Source organism: Burkholderia sp. D-99 (assembly GCF_011605345.1).
Classification (GTDB): Bacteria; Pseudomonadota; Gammaproteobacteria; order Burkholderiales; family Burkholderiaceae; genus Burkholderia.
In genome coordinates this window covers 196,238-221,501 of sequence record NZ_JAAOXM010000002.1, presented here as the reverse complement: position 1 = coordinate 221,501, position 25,264 = coordinate 196,238, and the positions used below count along the sequence as shown (strand labels likewise).

21 protein-coding genes are annotated in these 25,264 nt (G+C 66.7%); 12 read left to right on the top strand and 9 right to left on the bottom strand.

Annotated elements, in window-relative coordinates:
• Positions 1-670: 670 nt before the first annotated feature.
• Genes HAV18_RS08045 through HAV18_RS08035 form a run of 3 tightly spaced genes read left to right on the top strand, consistent with a single transcriptional unit; the run spans position 671 to position 4,821 of the window.
• Positions 671-2,902, top strand: a complete 2,232-nt coding sequence (locus HAV18_RS08045; RefSeq protein ID WP_166954543.1) for a TonB-dependent siderophore receptor — start codon at positions 671-673, stop codon at positions 2,900-2,902.
• Between the two features lie 59 nt (positions 2,903-2,961).
• Positions 2,962-3,594 carry a nicotinamide riboside transporter PnuC gene (gene pnuC, locus HAV18_RS08040; protein WP_166954541.1) on the top strand — a complete coding sequence of 211 codons (633 nt, stop codon included), beginning with the start codon at positions 2,962-2,964 and terminating at the stop codon, positions 3,592-3,594.
• A 36-nt stretch (positions 3,595-3,630) separates the two neighbouring features.
• Positions 3,631-4,821, top strand: coding sequence for a phosphotransferase enzyme family protein (locus HAV18_RS08035; RefSeq protein WP_166954539.1), 1,191 nt, complete (start codon positions 3,631-3,633; stop codon positions 4,819-4,821).
• A gap of 161 nt (positions 4,822-4,982) precedes the next feature.
• Here HAV18_RS08035 and HAV18_RS08030 read toward each other — a convergent pair whose 3' ends face one another.
• Positions 4,983-5,417: a hypothetical protein gene (locus HAV18_RS08030; protein ID WP_208101870.1), complete on the bottom strand. Its 435-nt coding sequence runs from the start codon at positions 5,415-5,417 to the stop codon at positions 4,983-4,985.
• Positions 5,418-5,447: 30 nt separating this feature from the next.
• Positions 5,448-6,164 carry a M35 family metallo-endopeptidase gene (locus HAV18_RS08025; protein ID WP_166954536.1) on the bottom strand — a complete coding sequence of 239 codons (717 nt, stop codon included), beginning with the start codon at positions 6,162-6,164 and terminating at the stop codon, positions 5,448-5,450.
• Positions 6,165-6,562: 398 nt separating this feature from the next.
• Here HAV18_RS08025 and HAV18_RS08020 point away from each other — a divergent pair, with 398 nt between their 5' ends.
• The 5 genes from HAV18_RS08020 to HAV18_RS08000 all read left to right on the top strand — a co-directional run bounded on the left by HAV18_RS08020 (position 6,563) and on the right by HAV18_RS08000 (position 15,014).
• Entirely contained in the window at positions 6,563-7,885 is a 1,323-nt protein-coding gene (locus tag HAV18_RS08020) for a TolC family protein (RefSeq protein WP_166954534.1), read from the top strand.
• Between the two features lie 34 nt (positions 7,886-7,919).
• Positions 7,920-9,395, top strand: coding sequence for an efflux RND transporter periplasmic adaptor subunit (locus HAV18_RS08015; RefSeq protein WP_166954532.1), 1,476 nt, complete (start codon positions 7,920-7,922; stop codon positions 9,393-9,395).
• A gap of 254 nt (positions 9,396-9,649) precedes the next feature.
• On the top strand, positions 9,650-12,910 hold the full coding sequence (locus HAV18_RS08010) for an efflux RND transporter permease subunit (protein WP_166954530.1): 3,261 nt from the start codon (positions 9,650-9,652) through the stop codon (positions 12,908-12,910).
• The gene (irlR, locus tag HAV18_RS08005; protein ID WP_021157388.1) at positions 12,910-13,593 is read left to right on the top strand and encodes a heavy metal response regulator transcription factor IrlR; all 684 of its coding nucleotides are present in this window, start codon (positions 12,910-12,912) and stop codon (positions 13,591-13,593) included. The genes HAV18_RS08010 and irlR overlap by 1 nt, the downstream gene beginning before the upstream one ends.
• A complete protein-coding gene (locus HAV18_RS08000; protein WP_166954528.1) occupies positions 13,590-15,014 on the top strand; it encodes a heavy metal sensor histidine kinase in 1,425 nt (474 codons plus the stop codon). Before irlR ends, HAV18_RS08000 begins: the two co-directional genes overlap by 4 nt.
• Before the next feature lie 79 nt (positions 15,015-15,093).
• Here the strand turns inward: HAV18_RS08000 and HAV18_RS07995 are convergent, their stop codons facing one another.
• Entirely contained in the window at positions 15,094-15,381 is a 288-nt protein-coding gene (locus HAV18_RS07995; protein ID WP_166954526.1) for a DUF4148 domain-containing protein, read from the bottom strand.
• Positions 15,382-15,587: 206 nt separating this feature from the next.
• Between HAV18_RS07995 and HAV18_RS07990 the strand changes: the two genes are divergently transcribed.
• Complete coding sequence (locus HAV18_RS07990; RefSeq protein ID WP_243771575.1) at positions 15,588-15,935, top strand: hypothetical protein; 348 nt, start codon at positions 15,588-15,590, stop codon at positions 15,933-15,935.
• A 297-nt stretch (positions 15,936-16,232) separates the two neighbouring features.
• Here the strand turns inward: HAV18_RS07990 and HAV18_RS07985 are convergent, their stop codons facing one another.
• On the bottom strand, positions 16,233-17,393 hold the full coding sequence (locus HAV18_RS07985) for a porin (protein ID WP_166954524.1): 1,161 nt from the start codon (positions 17,391-17,393) through the stop codon (positions 16,233-16,235).
• Between the two features lie 314 nt (positions 17,394-17,707).
• Here HAV18_RS07985 and HAV18_RS07980 point away from each other — a divergent pair, with 314 nt between their 5' ends.
• Positions 17,708-17,983, top strand: coding sequence for a DUF4148 domain-containing protein (locus HAV18_RS07980; protein ID WP_166954522.1), 276 nt, complete (start codon positions 17,708-17,710; stop codon positions 17,981-17,983).
• Positions 17,984-18,048: 65 nt separating this feature from the next.
• On the top strand, positions 18,049-18,552 hold the full coding sequence (locus HAV18_RS07975) for a hypothetical protein (RefSeq protein ID WP_166954520.1): 504 nt from the start codon (positions 18,049-18,051) through the stop codon (positions 18,550-18,552).
• A 22-nt stretch (positions 18,553-18,574) separates the two neighbouring features.
• Here HAV18_RS07975 and HAV18_RS07970 read toward each other — a convergent pair whose 3' ends face one another.
• Both HAV18_RS07970 and HAV18_RS07965 read right to left on the bottom strand, forming a co-directional pair.
• The gene (locus HAV18_RS07970) at positions 18,575-19,300 is read right to left on the bottom strand and encodes a ZIP family metal transporter (RefSeq protein WP_166954518.1); all 726 of its coding nucleotides are present in this window, start codon (positions 19,298-19,300) and stop codon (positions 18,575-18,577) included.
• Positions 19,301-19,482: 182 nt separating this feature from the next.
• On the bottom strand, positions 19,483-20,778 hold the full coding sequence (locus HAV18_RS07965; protein WP_166954516.1) for an O-acetylhomoserine aminocarboxypropyltransferase/cysteine synthase family protein: 1,296 nt from the start codon (positions 20,776-20,778) through the stop codon (positions 19,483-19,485).
• Positions 20,779-20,910: 132 nt separating this feature from the next.
• On the opposite strand from HAV18_RS07965, the gene HAV18_RS07960 reads away from it, so the two are divergent.
• Positions 20,911-21,579 (top strand): O-methyltransferase, encoded by a 669-nt coding sequence (locus HAV18_RS07960; protein WP_166954515.1) that lies wholly within the window; start codon positions 20,911-20,913, stop codon positions 21,577-21,579.
• A 128-nt stretch (positions 21,580-21,707) separates the two neighbouring features.
• Here the strand turns inward: HAV18_RS07960 and HAV18_RS07955 are convergent, their stop codons facing one another.
• The 3 genes from HAV18_RS07955 to HAV18_RS07945 all read right to left on the bottom strand — a co-directional run bounded on the left by HAV18_RS07955 (position 21,708) and on the right by HAV18_RS07945 (position 25,206).
• Positions 21,708-22,856: a DUF1176 domain-containing protein gene (locus HAV18_RS07955; RefSeq protein WP_208101868.1), complete on the bottom strand. Its 1,149-nt coding sequence runs from the start codon at positions 22,854-22,856 to the stop codon at positions 21,708-21,710.
• 258 nt (positions 22,857-23,114) lie between these two features.
• Entirely contained in the window at positions 23,115-23,927 is an 813-nt protein-coding gene (locus tag HAV18_RS07950; protein WP_166954512.1) for a nucleotidyltransferase domain-containing protein, read from the bottom strand.
• 55 nt (positions 23,928-23,982) lie between these two features.
• On the bottom strand, positions 23,983-25,206 hold the full coding sequence (locus HAV18_RS07945) for an RtcB family protein (protein ID WP_279573902.1): 1,224 nt from the start codon (positions 25,204-25,206) through the stop codon (positions 23,983-23,985).
• Between the last annotated feature and the right edge of the window lie 58 nt (positions 25,207-25,264).

The window sequence follows — 25,264 nt, the reverse complement described above, 5'->3', positions numbered from 1 at the left end:
GACGCCAGTGACGCGCAAGTCGGCACCGTCGTCGTGCCGCACGAAGCACACTGTTCCCGTACCCGTACCCGTACCCGTACCCGTACCCGTACCCGTACCCGTACCCGTACCCGTACCCGTACCCGCCTTCCGATTCTCCCAATCCGCCCGATCCGCCCGTTTCGCTCGATCCGCCCGATCCGCCCGATCCGCTCGTTTCGCCCGATCCGCGCGATCCGCCCGTTTCCCCCATTTCGCCCATTTCCCGGGCGGTCAGCCCCGCCCGGGGTAAAATGCGCGCCGCGCCGCGATGTCGTGCGCGACGGGCACGCCGCCGTTCCAGCGAACGGCACGCGTCAGACCGTCGCGCCCGTACCGGGGCGTTCGAAGCGTCCCCCCGCATGACAAGACCGCGCGATGCAGCCGGCCGCCCGACACGCCCCCGACGAACCGGTCGACGGCTGCGTCGGTTCCCGGTGCGTCACCTGAATCCGATGTCCCATCCTGCGTCCTTCCGACCGAGCGGCCCGCTTGCGTGCCATATCGTCCGGTTTGTCCGGTTCGCCCGGTTCGTCTGATGAATGTCGCGCCGGCGCATGCGTCCGGCGCAGGGGGATCCGGTCGTGGGCACGCTTCGCAGCTTCGTAACAGGTTTCGACAGGGTCGAGTGGCGAGTTTTCCATCCAGAACAATGACGGTGAATAGAACAACAGCGTCGCCCGCACGGCGGCGGCGCGCGAAGGTCGGGCTTGGCGTCGGCCTCGGCATCACGCTTTTCGCGGCACAGGCCGCCGCGGCGCAGGGCGACACGCCGGCGCCGGACGCCGAGGCTGCCGGCAGCGCGACGCTGCCGACGATCACGGTGAGCGGCGAGCGCGGCAACGCGCTACGTGCACGCACGGCGTCGGTCGCGGGGCTCGATGACGCGCCGCTGCGCGATACGCCGGCGTCGGTGAGCGTCGTCACGCGCGCACAGCTCGACGACCAGCAGGCGAAGCGGCTGAGCGACGTCGTGCGCAACGACGCGTCGGTCGTCAACGACTATGCGCCCGTCGGCTATTACGAAGGCTTTGCGATTCGCGGTTTTCCGGTCGATCTCGCGAGCGCGATCCGGATCGACGGGCTGACGGTGTCCGGCGAGCAGAACGTGCCGCTCGAGAACAAGGAGCGCGTCGAGATCCTGAAGGGGCTCGCTGGCATCGATAGCGGCGTCGTCGCGCCGGGCGGCGTGATCAACTTCGTGACCAAGCGCTCCGCGAACGTCGCGAGCGTGACGGGCGGCGTCGACAGCCGCGGCTCGACGTCGGCGGCCGTCGATCTCGGCCGCCGCTTCGGCCCCGACAATCAGTTCGGTTTCCGGATCAATGCCGCGAAGGAGAACATGCACTCCTACATCGACGGCACGAACGGACGGCGCACGTTCGGCTCGATCGCCGCCGACTGGGACATCAGCCCGCGCGCGAGCCTGCAGCTCAACGCCGAATTCCAGCAGTGGATCCAGCGTTCCGCGCCCGGCTACCAGCTGCTCGGTGGCACCGTCGTGCCTTCAGTCAAGACGACGTCGAAGGCGCTCGGCACGCAGCCGTGGGCGAAACCGGTGACGACCGACGCGCTGAACCTGAACGCGCGCTTCGACTACCAGTTCAACGATGACTGGAAGGCCTACATCGCCGCAGGCCGCAGCCGCACGATGATCGACGACAACAGCGCGTTCGCGTACGGCTGCTCGTATGCGGCAAGCTGCAAGGCGGGAACGACGTCGCCGTTCTTCTTCGGCGCGAACGGCGACTACGACGTGTACGACTTCCGCAGCCCCGGCGAATACCGGCGCAACGACGACCTGCGTGCGGTCACGACGGGCACGTTCGCGACGGGGCCGCTGCGGCACGAGCTGACGCTCGGCGTGAGCGTGCAGCGCCGCGTCGTGAGCATGGCCGACGCCGTGTACGACTACGTGGGCAGCGAGAACATCTACGGGCCCGACACGACCTTTTCGCCGTCGCCGAATTCACCGGGGCCGTCGTATCCGCGTCTCGATGCGTGGCAGTACGGCGTGTTCGGGCTCGACCGCATCAGCATCGGCGAACACTGGCAGGTGCTCGCGGGCGGCAAGGAAGTGCTGCTGCGCCAGCGCAGCTGGAGCAGCCTCGACGGCGACACGACGCATACCGACCGCTCGGTGTTCCTGCCGCAGGTCGCGCTCGTCTACAAGCCGGTGAATGTGCTGTCGCTGTACGCGTCGTACAGCAAGGCGCTGTCGCTCGGCGACCAGGCGCCCGTGCGCGCGACCAACGCGTATGCGTTCCTGCCGCCCGTCGAATCGCACCAGATCGAGGTCGGCGCGAAATACGACTGGCTCGACCGGCTGAGCCTCACGGCCGCCGTGTTCTCGATCAGCAAGCCGTTCCAGTTCGCCGACCCGGACGCATCGGGCACGACCTACACGTTCGTGCAGCGCGGCACGCAGCGCCACCAGGGAATCGAGCTCGGCGCGGCCGGGCGCGTGACCGAGCGCCTGGGGCTGACGGCCAGCGTCGCGGCGATTCGCGCGCGCGCGTACGATTCGGGTTCGCCGGCGTACGAAGGGCACCAGATCATCAACGTGCCCGCGCTGCGCGCGTCGCTGTATGCGGACTACGCGGTGCCGGGCGTCGCGGGGCTGAACGTGCTGGGCGGCGTCGAATACAGCGCGGCCCGCAACGCGAACGAGGAGGGCACCGCGCGCGTGCCGTCGTGGTTCGTGTTCAATCTCGGCGCGCGCTATACGACGAAGATCGGCGGCCATCGCACGGTGTTGCGCGTGTCGGTGGACAACCTGTTCAACAAGTTCTACTGGCGCGACGCGGGCGAGCAGCAGGGCGATGCGTACCTGTTCCCGGGCGCACCGCGCACGGCGCGCGTGTCGTTGACCTATGATTTCTGACCGTCCGGAACCGGCCGCATGATGCGCGGCCCCGGCAGCCAACCTGGAGAGCACAGACGATGTCCCCACTCGAAATCGCCGGCGTGATCGTCAGCGCGCTCGCGATCTGGTTGACCGCGAAGCGGCGCATGCTGTGCTGGCCGGTCGGGCTCGTGTCGGTCGCGTTGTACGGCTGGATCTTCTTCGACGCGAAGCTGTATTCGGACATGCTGCTGCAAGGCGCATTCGCGGTGCTGCAGGTGTACGGCTGGCAGCGCTGGCTCGCGCAGCGCGCGAGCGAGGTCGACGGGAGCGCGGCGCCGGCGGGCGATGTCGCGCCCGTCACGGGCGTGCGGCCGATGCAGATGCTGCCCGACCTGATCGCGGCCGTCGTCGGCAGCGCGCTGCTCGGCGGCATGATGGCGCGCTGGACCGATGCGGCGCTGCCGTTCGTCGATGCGTCGCTGACCGCGTTCAGCCTCGTCGCGCAATACTGGACCGCGCGGCGCTATATCGCGTCGTGGGGGCTGTGGATCGTCGTGAACGTCGTGTACGTCGGGATGTTCGTGTTCAAGGAACTGTATCTGACGGCCGGACTCTATGCGCTGTTCATCGGGCTGGCCGTCGTCGGCTGGCGCGACTGGAGCCGCACGGCCGCGGCGCTGCGCGCGGCGGCCGGCGGTGCGCTGGCAACGGGCGGCGGCGCGCGCTGATTCACGCGCCGATTCAACTACGGAGCAACGTCGTTCATGTCATTCCCACTCGAGCCGGACGGAACCCTGTCGCGTGACGTCGCGCCGCCGCAATTCGGTGTCGACGGCGAGCAGACCGAACGCGACTGGCCGCTGATGACGCACGACGAGGTGGCGGCGGTACTCGCACGCATCGATGGTGCGGGTGAGCCCGCGCGGCTGACGTGGCACAGCCCGCGGCAGTTCGCGGCGGCCGTCCTGGTGCAGATGACGGACGGGCGCGGGCTGTTCGTCAAGCGTCACCACGTCAGCCTGCGCGATGTCGAAGGGCTCGAGGAAGAGCATCGCTTCATCGCGCATCTGCGTGAACGCGGGATACCCGTGGTCGACATTCTCGCGGATCGCGACGGCGCCACCGCGTTCGCATCCGGCGACTGGACCTACGAGGTGCACGTGCGGGCACCCGGCGTCGATCCGTATCGCGGCGTGATGTCGTGGCAGCCGTTCACGCATGCGTCGCACGCATACGCGGCCGGCCGCGCGCTGGCCGAACTGCATCGCGCGTCGGCTGGCTACGATGCGCCGGCGCGGCCCGTGCGCACGTTGCTGTCGAGCTTCCGCGTGCTGTCGTCCGGCGATCTGGCGGGCGCGCTCGAACGCTGGGTCGACGCGCAGCCGCTGCTCGTGCGTGCGCTCGGCGCGCGTGACTGGCGCGGCGACGTGGCCGACGCGATCGGCCCGTATCACGCGCGCCTCGTGCCGCTGCTGCCCGCGCTGGCGCCGCTGTGGACGCACGGCGACTGGCACGCGTCGAACCTGCTGTGGACCGAGGCGGGGCCCGGCGCGCAGGTGCGGACCGTGCTCGATTTCGGGCTGTCGGATCGCACCTGCGCGGTGATGGATCTCGCGCTCGCGATCGAGCGCAATACGGTCGACTGGATGGCGCCGGCCGATGCGCGCCGCGTCGAGTACGCGCAGATCGACGCGCTGCTCGACGGCTATGAATCGCTCGAACCACTGGGCGACGAAGCCTATGCGGCGCTGGTTGCGCTGCTGCCGATCGTGCATACGGAGTTCGCCCTGTCGGAAGTGGCGTATTTCGGCTGCATCATCGATGCGCCGGCCATCGTCGACATCGCGTACGACGGCTACCTGATCGGGCACGCGCGCTGGTTCGGCGAACGCGACGGGCGGCAACTGCTCGACTGGCTCGTGCAGCGCCGGCGCGCGAAGCAAGGGGGCGTTTGATTCTTGAGCGCCCCTGATTGCTTCGCCAGTTCGGCGATTGATATGTCGCTCGAATCGAACATCGAAATCTTGTCCAGATCGATTCGATGGATCGTCGTGCGCTAGCGCTGGAGGCGCGCAGTTCAACGCAAGCGCGCTGCGATGAATGAGCCAACGTCATGTCAGTGGCCCGTACAGCAGTTGTTGGGGCAGCCGGGACTCACTTGAACGGTGACCTCACAGGTTTCCGAAGTCGATTCGGTTGTGCTATTGGCCGGATAAATTTGTGTTTTTATCTGAAATGGTGCGTTTATCAGGCCATCGTCTATGACGATTTTTGCCGTCGCGGAAGCGCGTCTCGTTGCAAGTCGATCGGGGTCGGTTTCGTTTTTTGAGGCACTGCCGATTATATCGATCCAGTTCTGAATTGGATGATTGGAATTGATCGATGAGACCCATCGTCCAATTCGTATTTTCTCGGATTCTGAGACTTCGTGACTGTTTGGCGAAAAAGACACGAACAATTGCTGTGACGGCAGGTTTTGTGATCCCTGGCATTCTGCTGCGGAATTGCTGGAGAAAAGAAGTGAGGCTGCGATAGGCGCGATCAGTGCCATGATAAAAATTCTCATGCTGAATTCGGCTCCTTACTCTGCAAATAAATCTTCGCCGTAGATCACGAATCCGGTAAGTGTATCCGCATTTCTCAATGCCAGGTCAGGATTGGCTCTTGCCCATGCGGTCGCTGTGGGGTCGAGCCCGTAACGAGAGTCGCCACTACCGAAGGTGTCAATGAAGTGAGTGACTTCGTGAATGAGCGTGGATAGGCGGGAATCTCCGAACATATTCTGATCACGTAGGCCGGTGCAAAATTTCATGGCAATGCTGATAAGCCTGCGCTCCGTATCAGGCCCGCAAACATGAGCGGCTTCGTTATCAATGTCCTTCATATTCGGGACGCAACCTAGCATTCTATCGAGATTCGGATCGCTTCGAACGAAGTGGTGTGGCGTTAGAATTTTAAGAACGGAAAGGTGTCGTGAGAAACCGTCGATAAGATATCGTCGTGTATTTTCGTCGCATCGATTGAACCAATAGATCATTCTCTCTTTTGTTACTTCGTCATATATATTTAGGTCGGCTATCCTGCGCTCAACTAGAATTATGGACCATTTAAGTAGCCGCGCTGCCATAATCCTAAATTCTCTGTTGGTCATGTTGGGGCAAATGGGTGTTGTGTTGATGTAAACGTGAACCGTCGATCCGGGATTCGTGTTGGTGACGGCTCCGGAGTGAACGAGAAACCACTCTTTACTTTCGTCGGCATCGAAGTCGTACTCGTTGTGATCGGAGAAATTGTTCATTGCTTCAAAGTCTTGTCGTGTGGGTTTTCAAGGATGCCGCACGACCTTGAGGTCATAAAACAACATGGATCCGTTCGTGTTCCCGGAGCCTTGAACAGTCATCTTTTCGAGCGAAGATGTCCATAGAACGCGTTCGAAATTTCGGAATGGATTTTTTTGCTTCTGATATGACCGAATTGAATGATCGAAAGCGATGCGACGAGTCCGATGAAATGTGACGGCGATCATCGGATCGCACGCGAGCGTTTGGCGGTTGCGTACAGGCGACTGTATGTAGATATGCCCGCTGATTCGGCGAGTACAACGCACCCAACATGACGGAAATATCATCTTCGCCTCATGTTCGCACTGCGGCCGGACCGTAGCATCGGTCGCGAACCGTTACCGCAGAACCGAACATGCTCAAGCTCAACCTCGCCGTGGCCGTCGTCTTCGCGATGGCCGCGACGGCTCATGCGCAGCCGTCGCTGTCGCCGGGGCCGGCGCCGGCTGCCTCAGGCAGCGCCGCGCCGATCGGCGCACCGCCACCCGACGCGCTCCCTTCCCCCTCGTTGACGCTCGCTGATGCGCTCACCGTCGCGGCCCGGAACAATCCGGCGCTGCGCGGTGCACGCGCGGACGTCGATGCATCGGCCGGCGCGCTGATGCAGGCCGGTGCGCGCCCCAATCCCGAAGTGTCGTTCCTGCAGGAAGGCTTCCGTCGCGCCGAACGCACGTCGACCGCGATGATCAACCAGACGATCGAACTCGGCGGCAAGCGCAGCGCGCGGCTCGACGTCGCGTCGTACGGCAGGGAAGCGGCCAATGCATCGCTCGACGAGCAGGGCGCCGTCGTGCGCGCCGACGTGATCGCCGCGTTCTACGGGCTGCTCGCCGCGCAGCGCCAGCTTCAGGTGACCGAGGAATCGGCCGCGATCGCCGCGCGCTCCGCGGATCTCGCGAGCCGCCGTGCACAGGCCGGCAAGGTGTCGCCGGTCGAGGCGACCAAGGCGCACGTGGCGGCGGCCGGCGTGCAGATCGAAGTCGTGACCGCGCGCGGCCGTGTCGAAGTCGCACGCGAGAAGCTGAACGCGGTGATGGGCGAAGCGCGCGACGGCGGGCTGGCGGTGCGCGGCGACCTCGAAGCCGTGCCGCCGGTCGAGCCGCTGTCCACGCTCGCCGCGCAGCTCGATGACGCGCCGCTCGCGCGGGTCGCGCGTGCCGAGATGCTGCGCTCGAACGCGGCCGTATCGCTCGAACGCGCACGGCGCATTCCGGACGTGACGATCAGCGCGGGCGTGAAGCGCGTGACCACGGGCGGCGTGCCGGGCAACCAGGCCGTAGTGGGCGTGTCGATCCCGATTCCGCTGTTCAACACGAACAGGGGCGCGCTGCTCGAGGCGACGCACAAGGCCGAGCGAGCGAACGCCGATCTCGATCGCGAACGCACGCGCCTGCGGCTGGAGCTCACGCAGGCGTACGCGAATTTCGACGCCGCCGCGCAGGAAGCGCAGCGACTGAAGGCCGACATCCTGCCGGCGGCGCGCCTCGCGCTCGATGCGATGTCGCGCGGCTACGAGCTCGGGAAGTTCAGCTTCCTCGACGTGCTCGACGCGCAGCGCACGCTGTTCCAGGGCCAGTCGCAATACGTGCGCGCACTCGCCGACGCCCATACCGCGCGTGCCGACATCGGCCGGCTCGTCGGTACGCCGCTCGCACCGTTCGCACCGGTCACGCAATAGCGCAACAGGCGCCTCCATTACCTGAAGGATCATCATGTCACGCAGCAGAATCCTGATCATCGCGGCGGTCGTGCTCGGTAGTGCCGGGATCGTCCTCGGCGCACTCGGCGTCACGCGCAACGGCGGCAGCAACGGCACGTCCGCGTCGGCGGCACCCGAAACCGCGTCATCCGCCGAAGCCGCCGGCGAGCGCGGCGGTGTCGTGCTGAAGCGCGGCAAGCTGTCCGTCGAGATCGTGATGACGGAGAAGCCCGGCGATGCGCGCCTGATCGTCTATCCGTTCGTCGACGGCAAGCCGGCCGACAAGGGCGTCACCGTGTCCGGCACGCTGGTGCGCTACGACCGCACCCACGAACCCTTGCGTTTCGACGCGGCCGGCCAGAAGTTCGTGTCCGCGCAGTCGATTGCCAAGCCGCACGTGTTCGACGCGACGATCGACGTGAAGGCGGGCAATGAAGCGGCCTCGTTCCCGTTCGCACGCGCCGACGGTGCGATCGCGTTGACCGACGCGCAACTCGCGACCTCGAAGATCGCGTTGGCGAAGGCCGGCCCCGCGCAGATCGCGACGCCGTTCCAGCTGCCGGGCGAAATCAGGTTCAACGAAGATCGCACCGCGCACGTAGTGCCGCGCGTGGCCGGCATCGTCGAGCAGGTGTCGGTATCGCTCGGGCAGAACATCGCGAAGGGGCAGGTGCTCGCCGTGATCGCGAGCACCGATCTCGCCGACCGGCGCAGCGAGTTGCTGACGGCCGAGCGTCGGCTGTCGGGTGCGCGTGCGACCTACGAGCGCGAACGTACGTTGTGGAAGGAGCGTATCTCGGCCGAGCAGGACTACCAGCTGGCTCAGGTGCAGTTGCGCGAGGCCGAGATCGCCGTGCAGAACGCGCGGCAGAAGCTCGCCGCGCTGAACGCGCCGGTCGGCGCGGGTGCGCTGAACCGCTACGAACTGCGCGCGCCGTTCGCGGGCACGATCGTCGAGAAGCATGCGACGCCCGGCGAAGCGATCGCCGCCGATGCCAGCATGTTCGTGATCTCCGACCTGTCGACGGTATGGGCCGAGATGGCGGTACCGGCACAACGGCTCAACGACGTGCGAGTCGGCCGCGATGCGACGGTCATCGCGACCGCGTTCGAATCGCGTTCCAGCGGCCCGATCGCGTACGTCGGTTCACTGCTCGGCGAACAGACGCGCACCGCGCCGGCGCGTGCCGTGCTACCGAACCCGGACGGCATGTGGCGGCCCGGGATGTTCGTGAATGTATCGGTCGACGCGGGCAAGCAAGGCGTGCCGCTCGCGGTCGCGAGCGACGCGCTGCAGGACGTCGACGGTGCGCCGTCGGTATTTGTGCGCTCGCCGAAGGGCTTCGTCGCGCAGGCCGTTGAGACGGGGCGCCGCGACGAACGTGCGACCGAAGTGCTGAAGGGGCTGAAGCCGGGCCAGGAATACGCGGCGTCGAACAGCTTCGTGCTGAAGGCCGAACTCGGCAAGGGGAGCGCGGAACATGAATGAGCATCACGTGTGCGCTGCTGCGCGATCCGCGGCCCCGTCTGCAGCCCGATTCACGGCCCGTTTCGCGGCCCGATTCACGCCCCGGTTTACGGCGCGGTTTGCAGCCCGGGTCGCAGCCCGATTCACGGCCAGATTCACGGCCCGGCTCGCGGTGCGATTCCCGGCCCGCCGGGTGGTCGGCCGGGCGGCCCGTTCGTCGAGAGTGACCGTGCCCCGTTGCGCGTTGCGCAACGCGAGTTTCAAGGAAACCCGTCATGTTTGAACGCCTGATCCGCTTTGCGATTGCGCACCGCTGGCTCGTGATGCTGGCGATCGCGGCCGTGGCCGCGCTGGGCGTGTTCAGCTACCAGAAGCTGCCGATCGACGCGGTGCCCGACATCACCAACGTGCAGGTGCAGATCAACACGGCCGCGCCCGGCTATTCGCCGCTCGAGGCCGAGCAGCGCATCACCTATCCGGTCGAGACCGTGATGGCCGGGCTGCCGGGCCTCGAACAGACGCGCTCGATCTCGCGCTACGGGCTGTCGCAGGTCACCGTGATCTTCAAGGACGGCACCGACATCTACTTCGCGCGGCAGCTCGTCAACGAGCGCATCCAGGAAGCGAAGGACAAGCTGCCGCCCGGCATCGCGCCCGCGATGGGGCCGACGTCGACGGGCCTCGGCGAGATCTACCTGTGGACCGTCGAAGCCGATGCCGCCGCGCGCAAGCCCGACGGCACGCGCTATACGGCAGCCGACCTGCGCGAACTGCAGGACTGGGTCGTGCGGCCCCAGCTCCGGAACGTGCGCGGCGTGACCGAGGTCAACTCGATCGGCGGCTACGTGAAGGAATACCGCGTCGCGCCGAATCCGGCCAAGCTGATGTCGTACGGGCTGACGCTCGCCGACGTCGTGCGCGCGCTCGAACGCAACAACGACAACGTCGGCGCCGGCTACATCGAGAAGCGCGGCGAGCAGTATCTCGTGCGCGTGCCGGGCCAGGCGCGTAGCGTCGACGACATCGCGAACATCGTGCTGACCAACGTCGGCGGCGTGCCGGTGCGGATGAAGGACGTCGGGCTGGTCGACATCGGCCGCGAGCTGCGCACCGGCGCGGCGACGTCGGACGGCGAGGAAGTCGTGCTCGGCACGGTCTTCATGCTGATGGGCGAGAACAGCCGCACGGTCGCGAAGGCCGTCGCCGCGAAGATGGAGGACGTGAACCGCACGTTGCCGTCCGGCGTGAAGGCGATTCCCGTGTACGACCGCACCGTGCTGGTCGAGAAGGCCGTCGCGACGGTGAAGAAGAACCTGCTCGAAGGCGCGATCCTCGTGATCGCCGTGCTGTTCCTGTTCCTCGGCAACATGCGCGCGGCGCTGATCACCGCGCTCGTGATCCCGCTGTCGATGCTGATGACCTTCACCGGGATGGTCAACGCGAAGGTGAGCGCGAACCTGATGAGCCTCGGCGCGCTCGACTTCGGGATCATCGTCGACGGCGCAGTGGTGATCGTCGAGAACTGCGTGCGGCGGCTCGCGCATGCGCAGGCCGCCGCCGGCCGGCCGCTCACGCGCGACGAGCGCTTCGCGGAGGTGTTCGGCGCGTCGCAGGAAGCGCGTCGCGCGCTGATCTTCGGGCAACTGATCATCATGGTCGTGTACTTGCCGATCTTTGCGCTGACCGGTGTCGAAGGCAAGATGTTTCACCCGATGGCCATTACCGTCGTGATGGCGCTCGCGGCCGCGATGGTGCTGACGGTCACGTTCATTCCGGCGGCCGTCGCGTTGTTCATCGGCGAGCGCGTCGAGGAGAAGGAGAACCGGCTGATGGGCTGGGCGCGGCGCGCATACGAACCGGTGCTCGCCGCGTTCATGACGCGCCCGGCGCGCGTGATGATCGGCGCGGGCGCCATCGTGCTGGTCACGCTCGGGCTCGCTACGCGGCTCGGCAGCGAGTTCATCCCGAGCCTCAACGAAGGCGACCTGGCCGTTTCCGCGCTGCGGATTCCCGGTACGAGCCTGTCGCAGTCGGTCGAGATGCAGAAGTCGATCGAGAAGACGCTGAAGTCGCGCTTCCCCGAGATCGAGCGCGTGTTCGCGCGCACCGGCACGGCCGAGATCGCGGCCGACCCGATGCCGCCGAACCTGTCGGACGGCTACATCATGCTGAAACCCGCCGACCAGTGGCCCGACCCGAAGAAGCCGCGCGACCAGCTCGTGCGCGAGATCGAGGAAGCGCTCGCCGAGCTGCCGGGCAACGCGTACGAGTTCTCGCAGCCGATCCAGCTGCGCTTCAACGAGCTGATCTCGGGCGTGCGCAGCGACGTCGCCGTGAAGATCTTCGGCGACGACATGGCCGTGCTGAACCAGACCGGCGAGCAGATCGCCGCCGCGCTGCAGAAGGTGCCGGGGGCATCGGAGGTGAAGGTCGAGCAGACCACCGGCCTGCCCGTGCTGACCGTCAACCTCGACCGCGATAAGCTCGCGCGCTACGGCGTGAGTGTGGCCGACCTGCAGGATACGGTCGCCGCGGCCGTCGGCGGCCAGAAGGCCGGTACGTTGTTCCAGGGCGACCGCCGTTTCGACATCGTCGTGCGGCTGCCCGACGAGCTGCGCACGGATATCGAGGCGATCAAGCGGCTGCCGATCGCATTGCCCGTGCCGGCGGCCGGCGCAGGCGCCGGCACGTCGGCGGGCGGCATCGTCGCGCCGTTGGGCGGCGTGAACGCAACGCGCGCGGCGGCACCGTACGTGCCGCTCGCGGAGCTCGCGACGATCGAGGTCGCGCCGGGGCCGAACCAGATCAGCCGCGAGGACGGCAAGCGGCGCGTGGTCGTCAGCGCGAACGTGCGTGGCCGCGACGTCGGCTCGTTCGTCGCCGATGCGCGCGAACAGCTGCAGCAGGACGTGCGCGTGCCGGCCGGCTACTGGGTGTCGTGGGGCGGGCAGTTCGAGCAGTTGCAGAGCGCGAGCGAGCGCCTGAAGCTGGTCGTGCCGCTCGCGCTGTTCATGGTGTTCGTGCTGCTGTTCGTGATGTTCAACAACGTGAAGGACGGGCTGCTCGTGTTCACCGGCATTCCGTTCGCGCTGAGCGGCGGCGTCGTGTCGTTGTGGCTGCGCGGGATTCCGCTGTCGATCACGGCGGCGGTCGGCTTCATCGCGCTGTCAGGCGTGGCCGTGCTCAACGGGCTCGTGATGATCTCGTTCATCCGCAACCTGCGCGATGAAGGGATGCCGCTCGAGGCCGCTGTGCATGACGGCGCACTCACGCGGTTGCGGCCGGTGCTGATGACCGCGCTCGTCGCGTCGCTCGGCTTCCTGCCGATGGCGTTTGCAACGGGTACCGGCGCGGAGGTGCAGCGCCCGCTCGCGACGGTCGTGATCGGCGGTATCCTGTCGTCCACGGCGCTGACGCTGCTGGTGCTGCCCGTGCTGTACCGCGTCAGCCATGCGGTGTCGTGGCGCGCGGCGTTTCGCGGCGGCCTCGGCGCGGGCGTGCTGCGCCGGCTGGGTTTCTTCAAGGGTAATGCGTGATGCGAATTCTGATTGTCGAAGATGAACCGAAGACGGGCGCGTACCTGCGCAAGGGCCTCACCGAGGCCGGTTATGTCGTCGACTGGGTCGAGGACGGCATCACGGGCCAGCACCAGGCCGAAACCGAGGAGTACGACCTGCTCGTGCTCGACGTGATGCTGCCCGGGCAGGACGGCTGGACGCTGCTGCAGAACCTGCGGCGCAGCAAGTCGACGCCCGTGCTGTTCCTGACCGCGCGCGACGATGTCGGCGATCGCGTGAAGGGGCTCGAGCTCGGCGCCGACGACTATCTCGCGAAGCCGTTCGATTTCGTCGAGCTGACCGCGCGCATCAAGTCGATCCTGCGGCGCGGCCAGCCGCGCGATTCGAACACGCTGCGCGTGGCCGATCTCGAACTCGACCTCACGCGCCGCAAGGCCACGCGGCAGGGCGACACGATCCTGCTGACCGCGAAGGAATTCGCGCTGCTGTGGCTGCTGATGCGCCGCGAGGGCGAGATCCTGCCGCGCGCGACGATCGCGTCGCAGGTATGGGACATGAATTTCAACAGCGACACGAACGTCGTCGATTCGGCGATCCGGCGCCTGCGCTCGAAGATCGACGACGCGTACGACCCTAAGCTGATCCACACCGTGCGCGGGATGGGCTACGTGCTCGAAGCGCGCGGCGGCGCGGCCGCATGATCGCGCGCCTGCTGCCGCGTACGCTGCGCGGACGCCTGACCGCGCTGATCATCCTGTCGACGTCGGTGATCCTCGCGTCGAGCGGCGTCGCGCTCTACGAGGCGCTGAGCAATCGCGTCGAAACGACGGCGGCCGAGCAGATGGCCGGCATTTCCGCCGCATTGGGCGCGCACCTGGCCGAAGCGCGCTCGACGGCGGACGTCGCGCGCAACACCGATATCTGGATCGACCAGTTGCACGGCCATCCGAACATGGATCTCGCGATCTACGACGCGACGGGCACGCGCCTCGTCGTCACCCCCGGATTCCGCCTGGTTGCACCGCTGCTTTCGCTCGACGCGGGGCGCGTACCGGTCGGCGTCGCGCCGCCCGGCGCGCGGCAGCAGTATCTCGTGACGACCGTGCCGCTCGCCGGCGCAGGTGCACCCGTGGTGCGCGTCGCGGTGCAGTACGACCGTGGCGCCGATGTGCTGCTGCTGCGGACGCACGCCTATACGATCGTCGTGATCGAAGTGTTCGGCGTGGTGCTCGCGGCCGCGATCGCGTACGGCATTGCGGCGCTGGGCTTGAGCCCGCTGCGGCGCTTCGCGGCGCGTGCCGAGCAGATGTCGACGAGCCGGCTCGCGCATCCGCTGCCGGCGCTCGATACCGCAGGCGAGCTGAAGGAGCTCGAGCACGCGTTCAACGGCATGCTCGAGCGGCTGAACGAATCGTTCACGCGGCTGAGCCAGTTCTCGTCGAATCTCGCGCACGACATGCGCACGCCGCTCACGAACCTGCAGGCGGCCGCGCAGGTCGTGCTGTCGCAGCCGCGCAGCGCGGATGAATACCGCAACGTGATCGAGTCGAGCATCGACGAATACCAGCGGCTGTCGCGGATGATCGAGGACATGCTGTTTCTCGCGCGTTCGGAACAGGCCGGTACGTCGATCGACGTGCGGCGATTGAATGCGGCAGAGGAGGCCGGGCGAGTGGCCGGCTACTACGAGCCGCTCGCGGAGGATGCGGGCGTGCAGGTGAAGGTCGACGGCTACGCCTGGGTCGATGCGGACCTGACGCTGTACCAGCGCGCGCTGAGCAACCTGCTATCCAATGCGCTAAGGTATGCGCCGCGCGGCAGCGTCGTGACGATCGATTGTGTGGAGCAGGGCGGTGCGACGACGATCGCCGTGTCGGATACGGGGCCCGGCATTGCCGCCGAGCATGTCGGGCGGATTTTCGAGCGCTTCTATCGCGTCGATCCGTCGCGGCACGATTCGGCATCGGGTACCGGGTTGGGTCTCGCGATCGTCCGGTCGATCATGGACAATCACGGCGGCGAATGCGGCGTCGACAGCGACCCCGGCCGGCGCACGACGTTCTGGCTGCGCTTTCCGCGACGGCCGGCCGAGCTGAAACGGCCGGCGGCCATCAGCACCTGACACCGCGGGCGAGCCCGCCCGCGCGTTCGCCATGAGGCGGCTGCGCGCGGCGTGCTACCCGCAGTCGTGCGGCCGTGCCTCATTTCTGCGCGGTCAGGTTGTCGTGGTTGTCGGTCTGCGGCTTCTTCTCGCCGCCATGCACCGAAATCCCGTGAAGCTCCTTGTTGCGCGCGATGAGCTCGCCGCTCGGCGGGTACTGCGTCTTGCTCACCGGCACGACGCCGTCGTGCTGCGCCTGCTTCAGTTCATTGACGACTTGCGTGCGGGTCTTGCCCTGCGTTTGCGTCTGTGCGAACGCGGCCTGCGTGGCCATGCCGAGCGACAGCGTGGCGGTGACGAACAGTGCTGCGAGTTGTGCCGTTTTCATCGAGTGCTCTCCTTGATCAGGGCCGCCGGGTGGCGAACCATGGACCCAGTATGCGAAAGCAGCCGTGCGTGATCGTGATCGCGAGATGAAAAATGCGTCAGATTGCGTCACGCGGGGATGCGCCGTTCGAACGCGAACGACATGACGCAATCGTCATGTTCGCGTCATGGGCGCGATGAGCTGGAAGTGGAACATGAAGCCTGCCGATGGTCGACGTGGCCGTCGGCGCTCACGCCGTTCGCGACAGCAGCATGGAAAGCGGGCGGCCCTTCCTGACTTTCAAACCGGACCGAAAAGTGCATCGTCCCGCCATCCGCCTAGCCTTGATCGCAGTCCTGATCGTCCCGTTGTTCGCGGGCTGCGCATCGACACGTTCCGGCTCCACGCCCGATGCACCGACCGCATCGGCCAAGCCATCCGCCGCACGCAAGCCGGTGCCGGCCGACCTCATGCCCGGCGAGCAGATCGATTATGCGGGGCATCGCTGCGGCAATCCGAATCTGTACGTCAAGACGCATGTGTGCCTCTTCCCGCAGCGCAACGGCACGCGTTGATCGCGATTGCCCGGTCTTTGGTTGCCGGGCACGCGGCGGGAGTCGTCCAGGATAGCTCGCGGGCAATGGCGGGTTCATCGCCAAACGCGCAAGGTTTCGGTTCTCGATGAGCAAAAAAAGAAGCCCGGCACTCGACGTGTCCGGGCCTAATGCGTGACGTGCCGTGAGGCAGCGACCCGCTTGCGTGGTTCGTTACGGGCGCTGCCCGTCACGTTTACGATCGTAGCAATGCGATGCATCGCGAACCTGATCGGCGCATGAAATTTTCGTCATGCAGCGCGCGGTTTGCCGCCGCGATCAGAACCGGTGGCGCAACCCGAGATTGACGATGCCCTGCGTGCGCGTTCCGCCATAGCCGTAGGAGCCGATCGACGCCTGCGCCGTTTGCGTGCCGCCGTCGAGCGTGCGCTGTTCGCCGTTCGCGCGCTGCCATGCGCCGACTGCGTAGAGATCGGTGCGCTTCGACAGCACGTAATCGGCGCCGGCGGACACCTGATGGTAGGTCGCACTCGTGTCGCCACGGGCGCGCGTGTAGCTGTAGCCGACGCCGACGAGCAGGCTGGGCGTCGCCTGGTAGTTGAAGAAGCCGCGCGCGGTGTCGTACTTCTGCGTGCTGCGAAACGCGGACATCGCGTCGGCCTTGTACTGCGCGTTGCTGTAGTCGATACCGACCGCGAACGGCGCGAAGCTGTAGCGCAACGCGCCGCGCGCGATGCCGATCGATTTCGCGGAGATGTATCCGCCATTGACCAGCGACCCGTCGAACGTGCCGTCGGAGGTGCCGTTCCAGCCGGTCCGGATGCCGTTGGCGAGCGATGAACGATTGGCCGCGTAGTAGTAGCCGCCCGCCACGTCGACCGGGCCGTTGCTGTACGACAGGCCGGCCGACCAGGTTTGCCCGGCACCGCTCTTGCCGGCCACGCCGCCGAGCGCGTACATGCCCACGAACTGCAATCCGTCGATCACGGGCGACGTGTATTTCACCGCGTTGTCGGTGCGCGACGACGTGTCGTAGTTGTCGACGTCGCCGGGTGTCGCGTAGACGCTGCCGAAGTAGAAGTCGCCGGTGACCGGCCACGCGACGTCCGCGAGCGCATCGTACTGGCGGCCGAGCGTCAGCGTGCCCCAGCGCGCGCTTTCGAGGCCGACGAAGGCCTGCCGGCCGAACATCCGGTTGCCTTGCCCGAGCGCACCGGTGTTCGGATTGAAGCCGTTTTCCAGGGTGAAGATCGCTTTCAGCCCGCCGCCGAGATCTTCCGCGCCCTTTACGCCGAAGCGGTTGCCGAGCAGGTTGCCGTTGCCGAGGCCGACGAGATTCCTGCCGTCCGCGTTGGCGTTCCATACGTACGTCAGCGACGTATCGAACAGGCCGTACAGCGTGACTTCCGACGCGTGTGCCGCGTGAGCGGTCGCGAGCAGCGCCCCTGACATCATGGCGAGCCGAACTGGAGTTTTCATGGTGTGCCCCTGAGATTCAAGATGATCGATTCATGCATTGGTCGATTCCGCACCGCGTTGTGCCGGCGGGCGTGGAATGTCGCAATCGCGTTGCCGATTCTGGGAAGCGTTCGGATCGTGGAGGTGAGGGACAAATGAGAAAAATGTCATCGCCGCGTCATGGATTCGGAAGCGTGCGACGCGTTTTCATTCGGAGTGCGATGCAGGAAATATCTAAGCAGTGACGAAACCGTCATGCTGCGATCACGATTCCGCACCGCCGCCGGATCAAAGTGAAGGCTCCTGTCTCATCTTTCCAGCATGGAGCGAACAACATGAGCATTCCGCGCCCGATGATCGTCGCCGCCGCTGCCGTCCTGTCGATTGTGGCCTTTTCGCAGGCGGCGGCCGCGCAGCAGAAGACCCGGCAGGAAGTCCGTCAGGAGCTGGTGCGTGCGCGCCACGACGGCGTGATCCCGAGTCCGAATCACGACTACCCGGCGAGCCCGGCCACCGTCGCGCGCAACCAGGAAATTCATCGCGCGACGGTGCATCGCGGTGAGGCGGCGCCGCTGGTCGATGCGCACGACAACCGTTTTGCCGTTCGTTGATCGTTCATTCGCGGCCGACCGGCGCGGTGCCCATCGGCCGCACCCCACACGAAGAGGAGAGAGCCATGCGCCATTTCGCGAAAGGAATCGTGCTCGCGGCGTGCCTGATATCGACGGCGGCGATCGCGGCCGGCTGGCCGGAACGCGCGCTGTCGCACGCGTCGGCGCACGATGTCGGCCGGCGCGCGAACGAGCGGATGCGCTGCGAGTTCGCAGCCGTGCCGGCCGGCGAGTGGAGCGCGACGTTCACGCGCGGGCAATGCGAGGTCGACAACGGGCGGCTGACGTTCGTGCCGGCTGATGCGGGAAGCGGGTCGGCGATGACAGAGAAGCGGATCCTGCTCGGCGACATCCGCACCGCGTCGCATCAGTCGCGCAAGCTGAAGGAGCAGCTGCAGTTGACGACGGGCGACGAAGTGATCGCACTGAACGTGCTGACCGACGACGGCAGCCGCAAGTCGCGCGAACATGCGATCGACCTGTGGGCTGCGCTGCGCGACGAAGGCGTGACGCCCGTCAACGGGACGCGCATCGTCGACACCTATCCGACGGGCGCGACGACGTGGTAACCGGTGCGCAGCCGCGCCCGGCTTATCCGGCCTTCACCGAGCCTTCGATCAGGAAGAACACGATGAAGCCGATGAAGAATGCGGCCGTCGCAAACGGCGTTTCGGGCACCTCGTGTGCTTCGACCAGCAGTTCTTCGGTGACGAGGTACAGCAGCGCGACGGTGCCCAGCCCGAGCAGCGCCGCGTAGATATTGGCCGGAAGCCCTGCGAACGCCGCGTTGCCGGCAACGGCCGCGATGCTCAGCAGTGCCGCGAGCCCGACCGGTACGACGATCGACAGCAGGCGGCCGATGCCGGCGGCCGCGAGCGCCGCACTGACCGACAGCGCGAGGAACAGCACCTCGAGCGTCAGCGCGACGGTCAGGATGATGCCGCTTTCGTCGCTCGCGGAGAATGCGATACCGAGCACGAGGCCGTCGATGACAAGGTCGATCGCGGTCACGATGATGAGGCTCACGGGTAGCCGCGCTTCCTCGAAGCGCGTCTCGATCGCGCCCGACAGCGCACGGATTGCGAGCATCAGCGCGATGCCGAGCACGAAGCCGACGACGACCGGGAACAGCGCATGCGCGCGGTCTTGCGGCAGCAGTTCGAGTGCGGCGGCTGCGAACACGATGCCGCCGGTGAAATGCTGGATGACGCTCGACGTCTTCGGGCCGGGTGCGTGCCACGCGGCGGCGAGTGCGCCGAAACAGGCCGCCAGCAAGGGCGGTAACGTCAGTAGCGCAAGCTTCGCGGTCGGTGTCATGAGGCCTCTCGGACGGTTGGCTTACCGCAGCGGGCCCGGCGTCTTGCTGCCCGGCCGCCTTGTACGGTTCATACACGCCGGGCGTTACCCCGGCATCAACCGGGGATTGAACACCTTGAAGCCGCTTCAGGGTCAAGACATTCGATGCCGGGCGCACCGGCAAGCCGGCGCGCCCGTCGCGGTCAAACCTGTGCGAGCGCCTGGTCGAGATCGGCGAGCAGGTCGTCGATATGTTCGATGCCGATCGACAGCCGCACCGTCTCTTCCTTCACGCCGGCCTTCGCGAGTTCGGCCGGCGACAGCTGCCGGTGCGTCGTCGAGGCCGGGTGCGTCGCGAGCGATTTCGTGTCGCCGATGTTGACGAGCCGCGTGAACAGCTTCAGCGCGTCCTGGAACTTCGCACCGCCGTCGCGGCCGCCCTTCACGCCGAACGTCAGGATGCCCGGCGCACGGCCCGACAGGTAGCGCGCGACGAGCGGATGGTCGGGGTGATCGGGCAGGCCCGCATAGTTCACCCATTCGACGCGCTCATGACGCGCGAGGTGCTGCGCGATCTTCAGCGCGTTGTCGCTGATCCGCTCGACGCGCAGCGCCAGCGTTTCGATGCCCTGCAGGATCTGGAAGGCATTGAACGGCGAGATGGCCGCGCCCATGTTGCGCAGCGGCACCACGCGCGCGCGGCCGATATAGGCGGCCGGCCCGAACGCTTCCGTGTAGACGACGCCGTGATAGCTGACGTCGGGCTCGTTCAGCCGCTTGAAGCGGTCGGCATGCTCGGCCCACGGGAACTTGCCCGAATCGACGATCGCACCGCCGAGGCTCGTGCCGTGCCCGCCGAGATACTTCGTCAGCGAATGCACGACGATGTCCGCGCCGTGCTCGATCGGGCGCAGCAGGTACGGCGACGGCACCGTGTTGTCGACGATCAGCGGGATGCCGTGGCGATGCGCGACTTCCGCGAGTGCGGCGATGTCGGTGACGTTGCCGAGCGGGTTGCCGACCGATTCCGCGAAGATCGCTTTCGTGCGCGCATCGATCAGCGGCTCGAACGACGCGGGGTCGCGCGGATCGGCGAAGCGCGTCGTGATCCCGTATTGCGGCAGCGTATGCGCGAACAGGTTGTAGGTGCCGCCGTACAGCGAACTCGCGGACACGATGTTGTCGCCGGCTTCGGCGATCGTCTGGATCGCGTACGTGACGGCCGATTGCCCCGATGCCAGCGCCAGCGCGCCGATGCCGCCCTCGAGCGCGGCGATGCGCTGCTCGAGTACGTCCGTCGTCGGGTTCATGATCCGCGTGTAGATGTTGCCCTGGACCTTCAGGTCGAACAGGTCGGCACCGTGCTGCGTGTCGTCGAATGCGTACGCAACGGTCTGGTAGATCGGGACGGCGACCGCGCGCGTGGTCGGGTCGGGACGATAACCGCCGTGCACGGCGATGGTTTCGAGACGCCAGTTCGGATTGGCCTGATCGGTCATGGGTGCTCCGTTTGTTGTTGTGGTGGTCCGGCGATTATAGGAGCACGTGCGGGGCAGCCCTTAGAACGAATGGTTTGTTGCTTATAGCGGTGCGGCGCATAAAATGCCTTTTCCGCAAACAAGGGGTACACGATGAATCAGGATCATTGGAACCAGGTGGATGCGTATTTCTCCGCGACGCTCGTGCCGTCCGACGACGCGCTCGATGCCGCGCTGGCGGCAAGCGACGCGGCCGGGCTGCCCGCGATCAACGTCGCGCCCAACCAGGGCAAGCTGCTGCAGCTGCTCGCGACGATCCGCGGCGCACGGCGGATCCTCGAGGTCGGCACGCTCGGCGGTTACAGCACGATCTGGCTCGCGCGCGCATTGCCGCCGGGCGGCACGCTCGTGACGCTCGAACTGAACCCCGAGCATGCGAAGGTCGCGACGCAAAACATCGCGCGCGCCGGGTTCGCGGAGGTCGTGACGGTGGTGGTCGGCAGCGCGAAGGACAGCCTCGCGCGGCTCGTCGACGCGGGTGAAGCGCCGTTCGATTTCATCTTCATCGATGCCGACAAGGACAACAACCCGGTCTATCTCGACGCGGCGCTGAAGCTGTCGCGGCCCGGTACGGTGATCGTCGTCGACAACGTCGTGCGCGGCGGGCGTGTGGCCGACCTCGATAATCGCGAGCCCGACGTGGCCGGCGTGCGCGACGGGTTCGCGCGTCTCGTCGCCGCGCCGCACGTCACCACGACGGCCGTGCAGACGGTCGGGCAGAAGGGCTGGGACGGGTTCTCGATCTCGATCGTCGGCGCGTGAGGTGATGGCGGAGCGCCAGCCGCGCGTGCGCCGAGTCGCGGTCGCATTGTGCGGCGCAGATGCATGGGTCGGCCCCTCGGTTTGTTATGGGTAATGACTTGCCGGCGTGTTCCGGTACGACGCGCGCGTCAGCGATTGACCGTCGCGTCGGCGCGTCGATACAGGCGTGGCCATTGATCGTCGAACAGGCCGTTGCACGTGCCGTGCGTGGCGATGTCGTCGAGCATGAAGCGCCGGCCGTCGAAGATCCACGATGCGGTCGAGCCGCAATCACCGGCACTGCGCAGCCTGACCTTGCTCGACAGCGTCGCGCGGGTACGGTCGTAGCCGGCCTCCGTCAGTTCGTTCGCGAAGGACGCCGAATCGAGTCCCGCGTTCGCGTTCTCGCCGAAATTCATCGCTGTCGGCGTGAACGGTGCCGTCCGTCGCACGCGATACCACAGGTCGGTATGGTTATACATGCTGCTGGTCTGGCACGGTATCGCGACGAGCGCTTCGTCGGCGGAGATCGCCACGGCGCGTGACGCCTTCGTGCGATCGCTGGCCGGCATTTCGTCTTCGACATCGGCCGCACATTGCTTCACGTCGTCGCCGAACTTTGCGAGCACCGCGTCGACGAGCGGGCGCTGCTCGGCGGCCGACAGGTTCGCGACGGCCGGTGCCGGTACGACGGCGGGCGGCAGTGCCGGCGCGGCCGGCACCGACGACGCGGGCCGGTTGCCGGGGCGCAGCAGCGCCGTCGTGGTGCCCACGCGGCCTTGCGTGTCGTCGATCAGCAGCAGCGCGGCATTCAATCCCGTCAACGGCATTCGAGCGGTTTGCGCCGATGCCGGATCGCCGAAGCTCAGCAGTTGCGCATTGCGCGACGCGGCGAGCCATGCGGCAACCGTTGCCGGATCGTTGGTCCGGATCCGGAACGGGTGGGCTTCGTCGTCGTCCGGTTTGCCGCCGAACGCATGCCATTGGGCCGCCATTGCGTCGAACGGGCGGCCGTCCGCGCGTGTCGTGCGCAGGTCCAGCGGCGCCGACGCGTAGAGGTCGAGCGAGGCTTGCGCGTCCGGGCCGGCATCGCGCGTCACGCGCAGGATGAGGCTGGTGCGCGAGTCGTCGATATCGTCGGCATGACTTTCGGCAATGCAACGGTTGCCGTTGTCGCAGACGACTGCCCAGTTCCTGAAGTCGCGTTCGACCGGCGGCCGCGCGAGCGGGCGAGCCTGGGCAACGATCGGAGAAGCGGCGAGGAGGGCGGCGATGGCGAGCGAAAGGCGGTGCGACATGGCGGTTCGTATCGACTGTGGATGGGCGGGCGCAAGACGTCGGGCTGCAAGCGCATCGTCAGCAAGCGGGGCAGGTCGAAGGCAGTGGCGCATGCGGCGGCGCGCTGTGCCGAACGGCATCGAGTATACCGCCGCCATGGGCGCCGATCGCGGTGGCGATGCGTAGTTCGCGGGCACGTACGTTGCTGGCCGGCATGGGGCGGGCGAGTGCGAATGCGGAAACGGCGCGATGCCCGCAGGCATCGCGCCGTTCGCATTTCATCGAGCGTCGACCACGTCGCGCAGGAACGCGTCGAGCATCGCCACGTCGCCCCACGGCCGCTTGTATTCGCGATCGTGTTCGGCATCGGCAAGCATCGTCTCGACGAGCGCGTGGATCGCCGGCCGGCGCGGCCCGTATTCGCTTTCGTTCGCGCTCATCTTCAGCGCGAGCAACGCGTCGAGCTCCGCGCGTACCGCCGGCTCGTGCACGGTGCCGTCGACGAGATCCGCGAAACGCATCGGCGGCATCCCGAGCCCCGAGTCGATCCAGCGCACCGCGAGCAGCGGGCGCAGCACGTACAGGTACTTCTTGTAGCGCACCGTGTCGCCTTGCAGATAACCGCGAAAGTTCTTCTTCGCCATTGCGAGGTAGTGGTGACGCCCGCGCACCGGCGAGAAGAACGCCGACGCCAGCGACCTGAGCCGCGGCGCCCAGCGCGCGTCTTCGCGATACACGACGGGCGAGTCGAGCCATTCGAGCAGCGTCGGGTTCGAGCGGCGCAGCAGTTGCAGTGCCTTGCGCAGTTCCCAGCCGCTGACGTCGAGCTCGTCGTCGAGCGGCCGCTCGATCACGTCGCGTTGCAACTCGACGCTCAGGTACCAGTCGCGCCGGTGCGCATACACGAAGCGCACGTCGTAGTCGCTGTCCGGCGATGCGAACCCCCAGCCGCGGCTGCCCGATTCGCACGCGAACAGCACGCTCACGTCATGGCGGCGCTCGACTTCCGCGAGCTCCGCCATCACGCGCGCCCGCACGGCCGGGTCGACCGGGTGCGCGCTGCGCACGGCAGTCATTTTTTCCGTTTTCATTTTTGTCGTTTCCCTTTCGTTGTGCGCGGCCGCCGGCCATCGGCCGCGCACCGCGCTATCCTTTCACGCACACCACCTGACGCAGCGTATGCACCACTTCGACGAGGCTGCGCTGGGCCGCCATCACCGCGTCGATGTCCTTGTAGGCCATCGGGATTTCGTCGACGACGCCCGAGTCCTTGCGGCATTCGACGCCCTGCGTTGCCTTCACCTGGTCGTCGACCGTGAAGCGGCGCTTCGCTTCGGTGCGGCTCATCGTCCGGCCCGCACCGTGGCTGCACGAGCAGAAGCTTTCCGGGTTGCCGAGCCCGCGCACGATGAAGCTCTTCGCCCCCATCGAGCCCGGAATGATCCCGAGCTGCCCCTTCTGCGCGGACACCGCGCCCTTGCGCGTCACGAGCACGTCTTCGCCGAAATGGCGTTCGCGCTGCACGTAGTTGTGGTGGCAGTTCACCGCGTGTTCGTCGACCGAGAACGGCTTGGCGATCACGCCGCGCGCCACACCGATCACCGCATCCATCATCGCCTGCCGGTTGCGCCGCGCGTAGTCCTGCGCCCACCCGACCGCTTCGACGTAGTCGTCGAAGTGCCGGCTGCCCTCGGTGAAATACGCGAGGTTGCGATCCGGCAGGTTGGCGATGTGCTGCCGCATGTCGGCCTGCGCGAGTTCGATGAACAGGCTGCCGATCGCATTGCCGACGCCGCGCGAGCCGCTGTGCAGCATGAACCACACGTGGTCCGCTTCGTCGACGCACACTTCGATGAAGTGGTTGCCGGTGCCGAGCGTGCCGAGATGCGCGTAGTGGTTCGTCTTTTCCAGCTTCGGATACTTGTCGACGATTCGCTGGAAGCCCGGTTGCAGCGCCTTCCACGATTCGGTCACGGAGGCCGGCGTACGGTCGCCCCACGCGCCCGGATCGCGGCGGCCCGGCGCGCGGCCGTGCGGCACCGCGCGTTCGATCGCACTGCGCAGGCCCGCGAGCGAGTCCGGCAGGTCGGACGCGGTCAGCGTCGTGCGCGCGGCCATCATCCCGCAGCCGATGTCGACACCGACCGCGGCCGGAATGATCGCGCCCTTCGTCGGGATCACGCTGCCGATCGTCGAGCCCTTGCCGAGGTGGACGTCCGGCATCACCGCGACGTGGCTGAAGATGAACGGCATCTGCGCGGTGTTGCGCAGTTGCGCGCGCGCTTCCTCCTCGACAGCGACGCCTTGCGTCCACATCTTCACCGGCTTGCCGTTCGCCAGTTCCATCACCTGGTAGTCCATTGCACTCATGTTCATCACCTTGCTTCGTTGTTCATGAGGCACGGCGCCCGTGCGCCGTGCCTGTCCA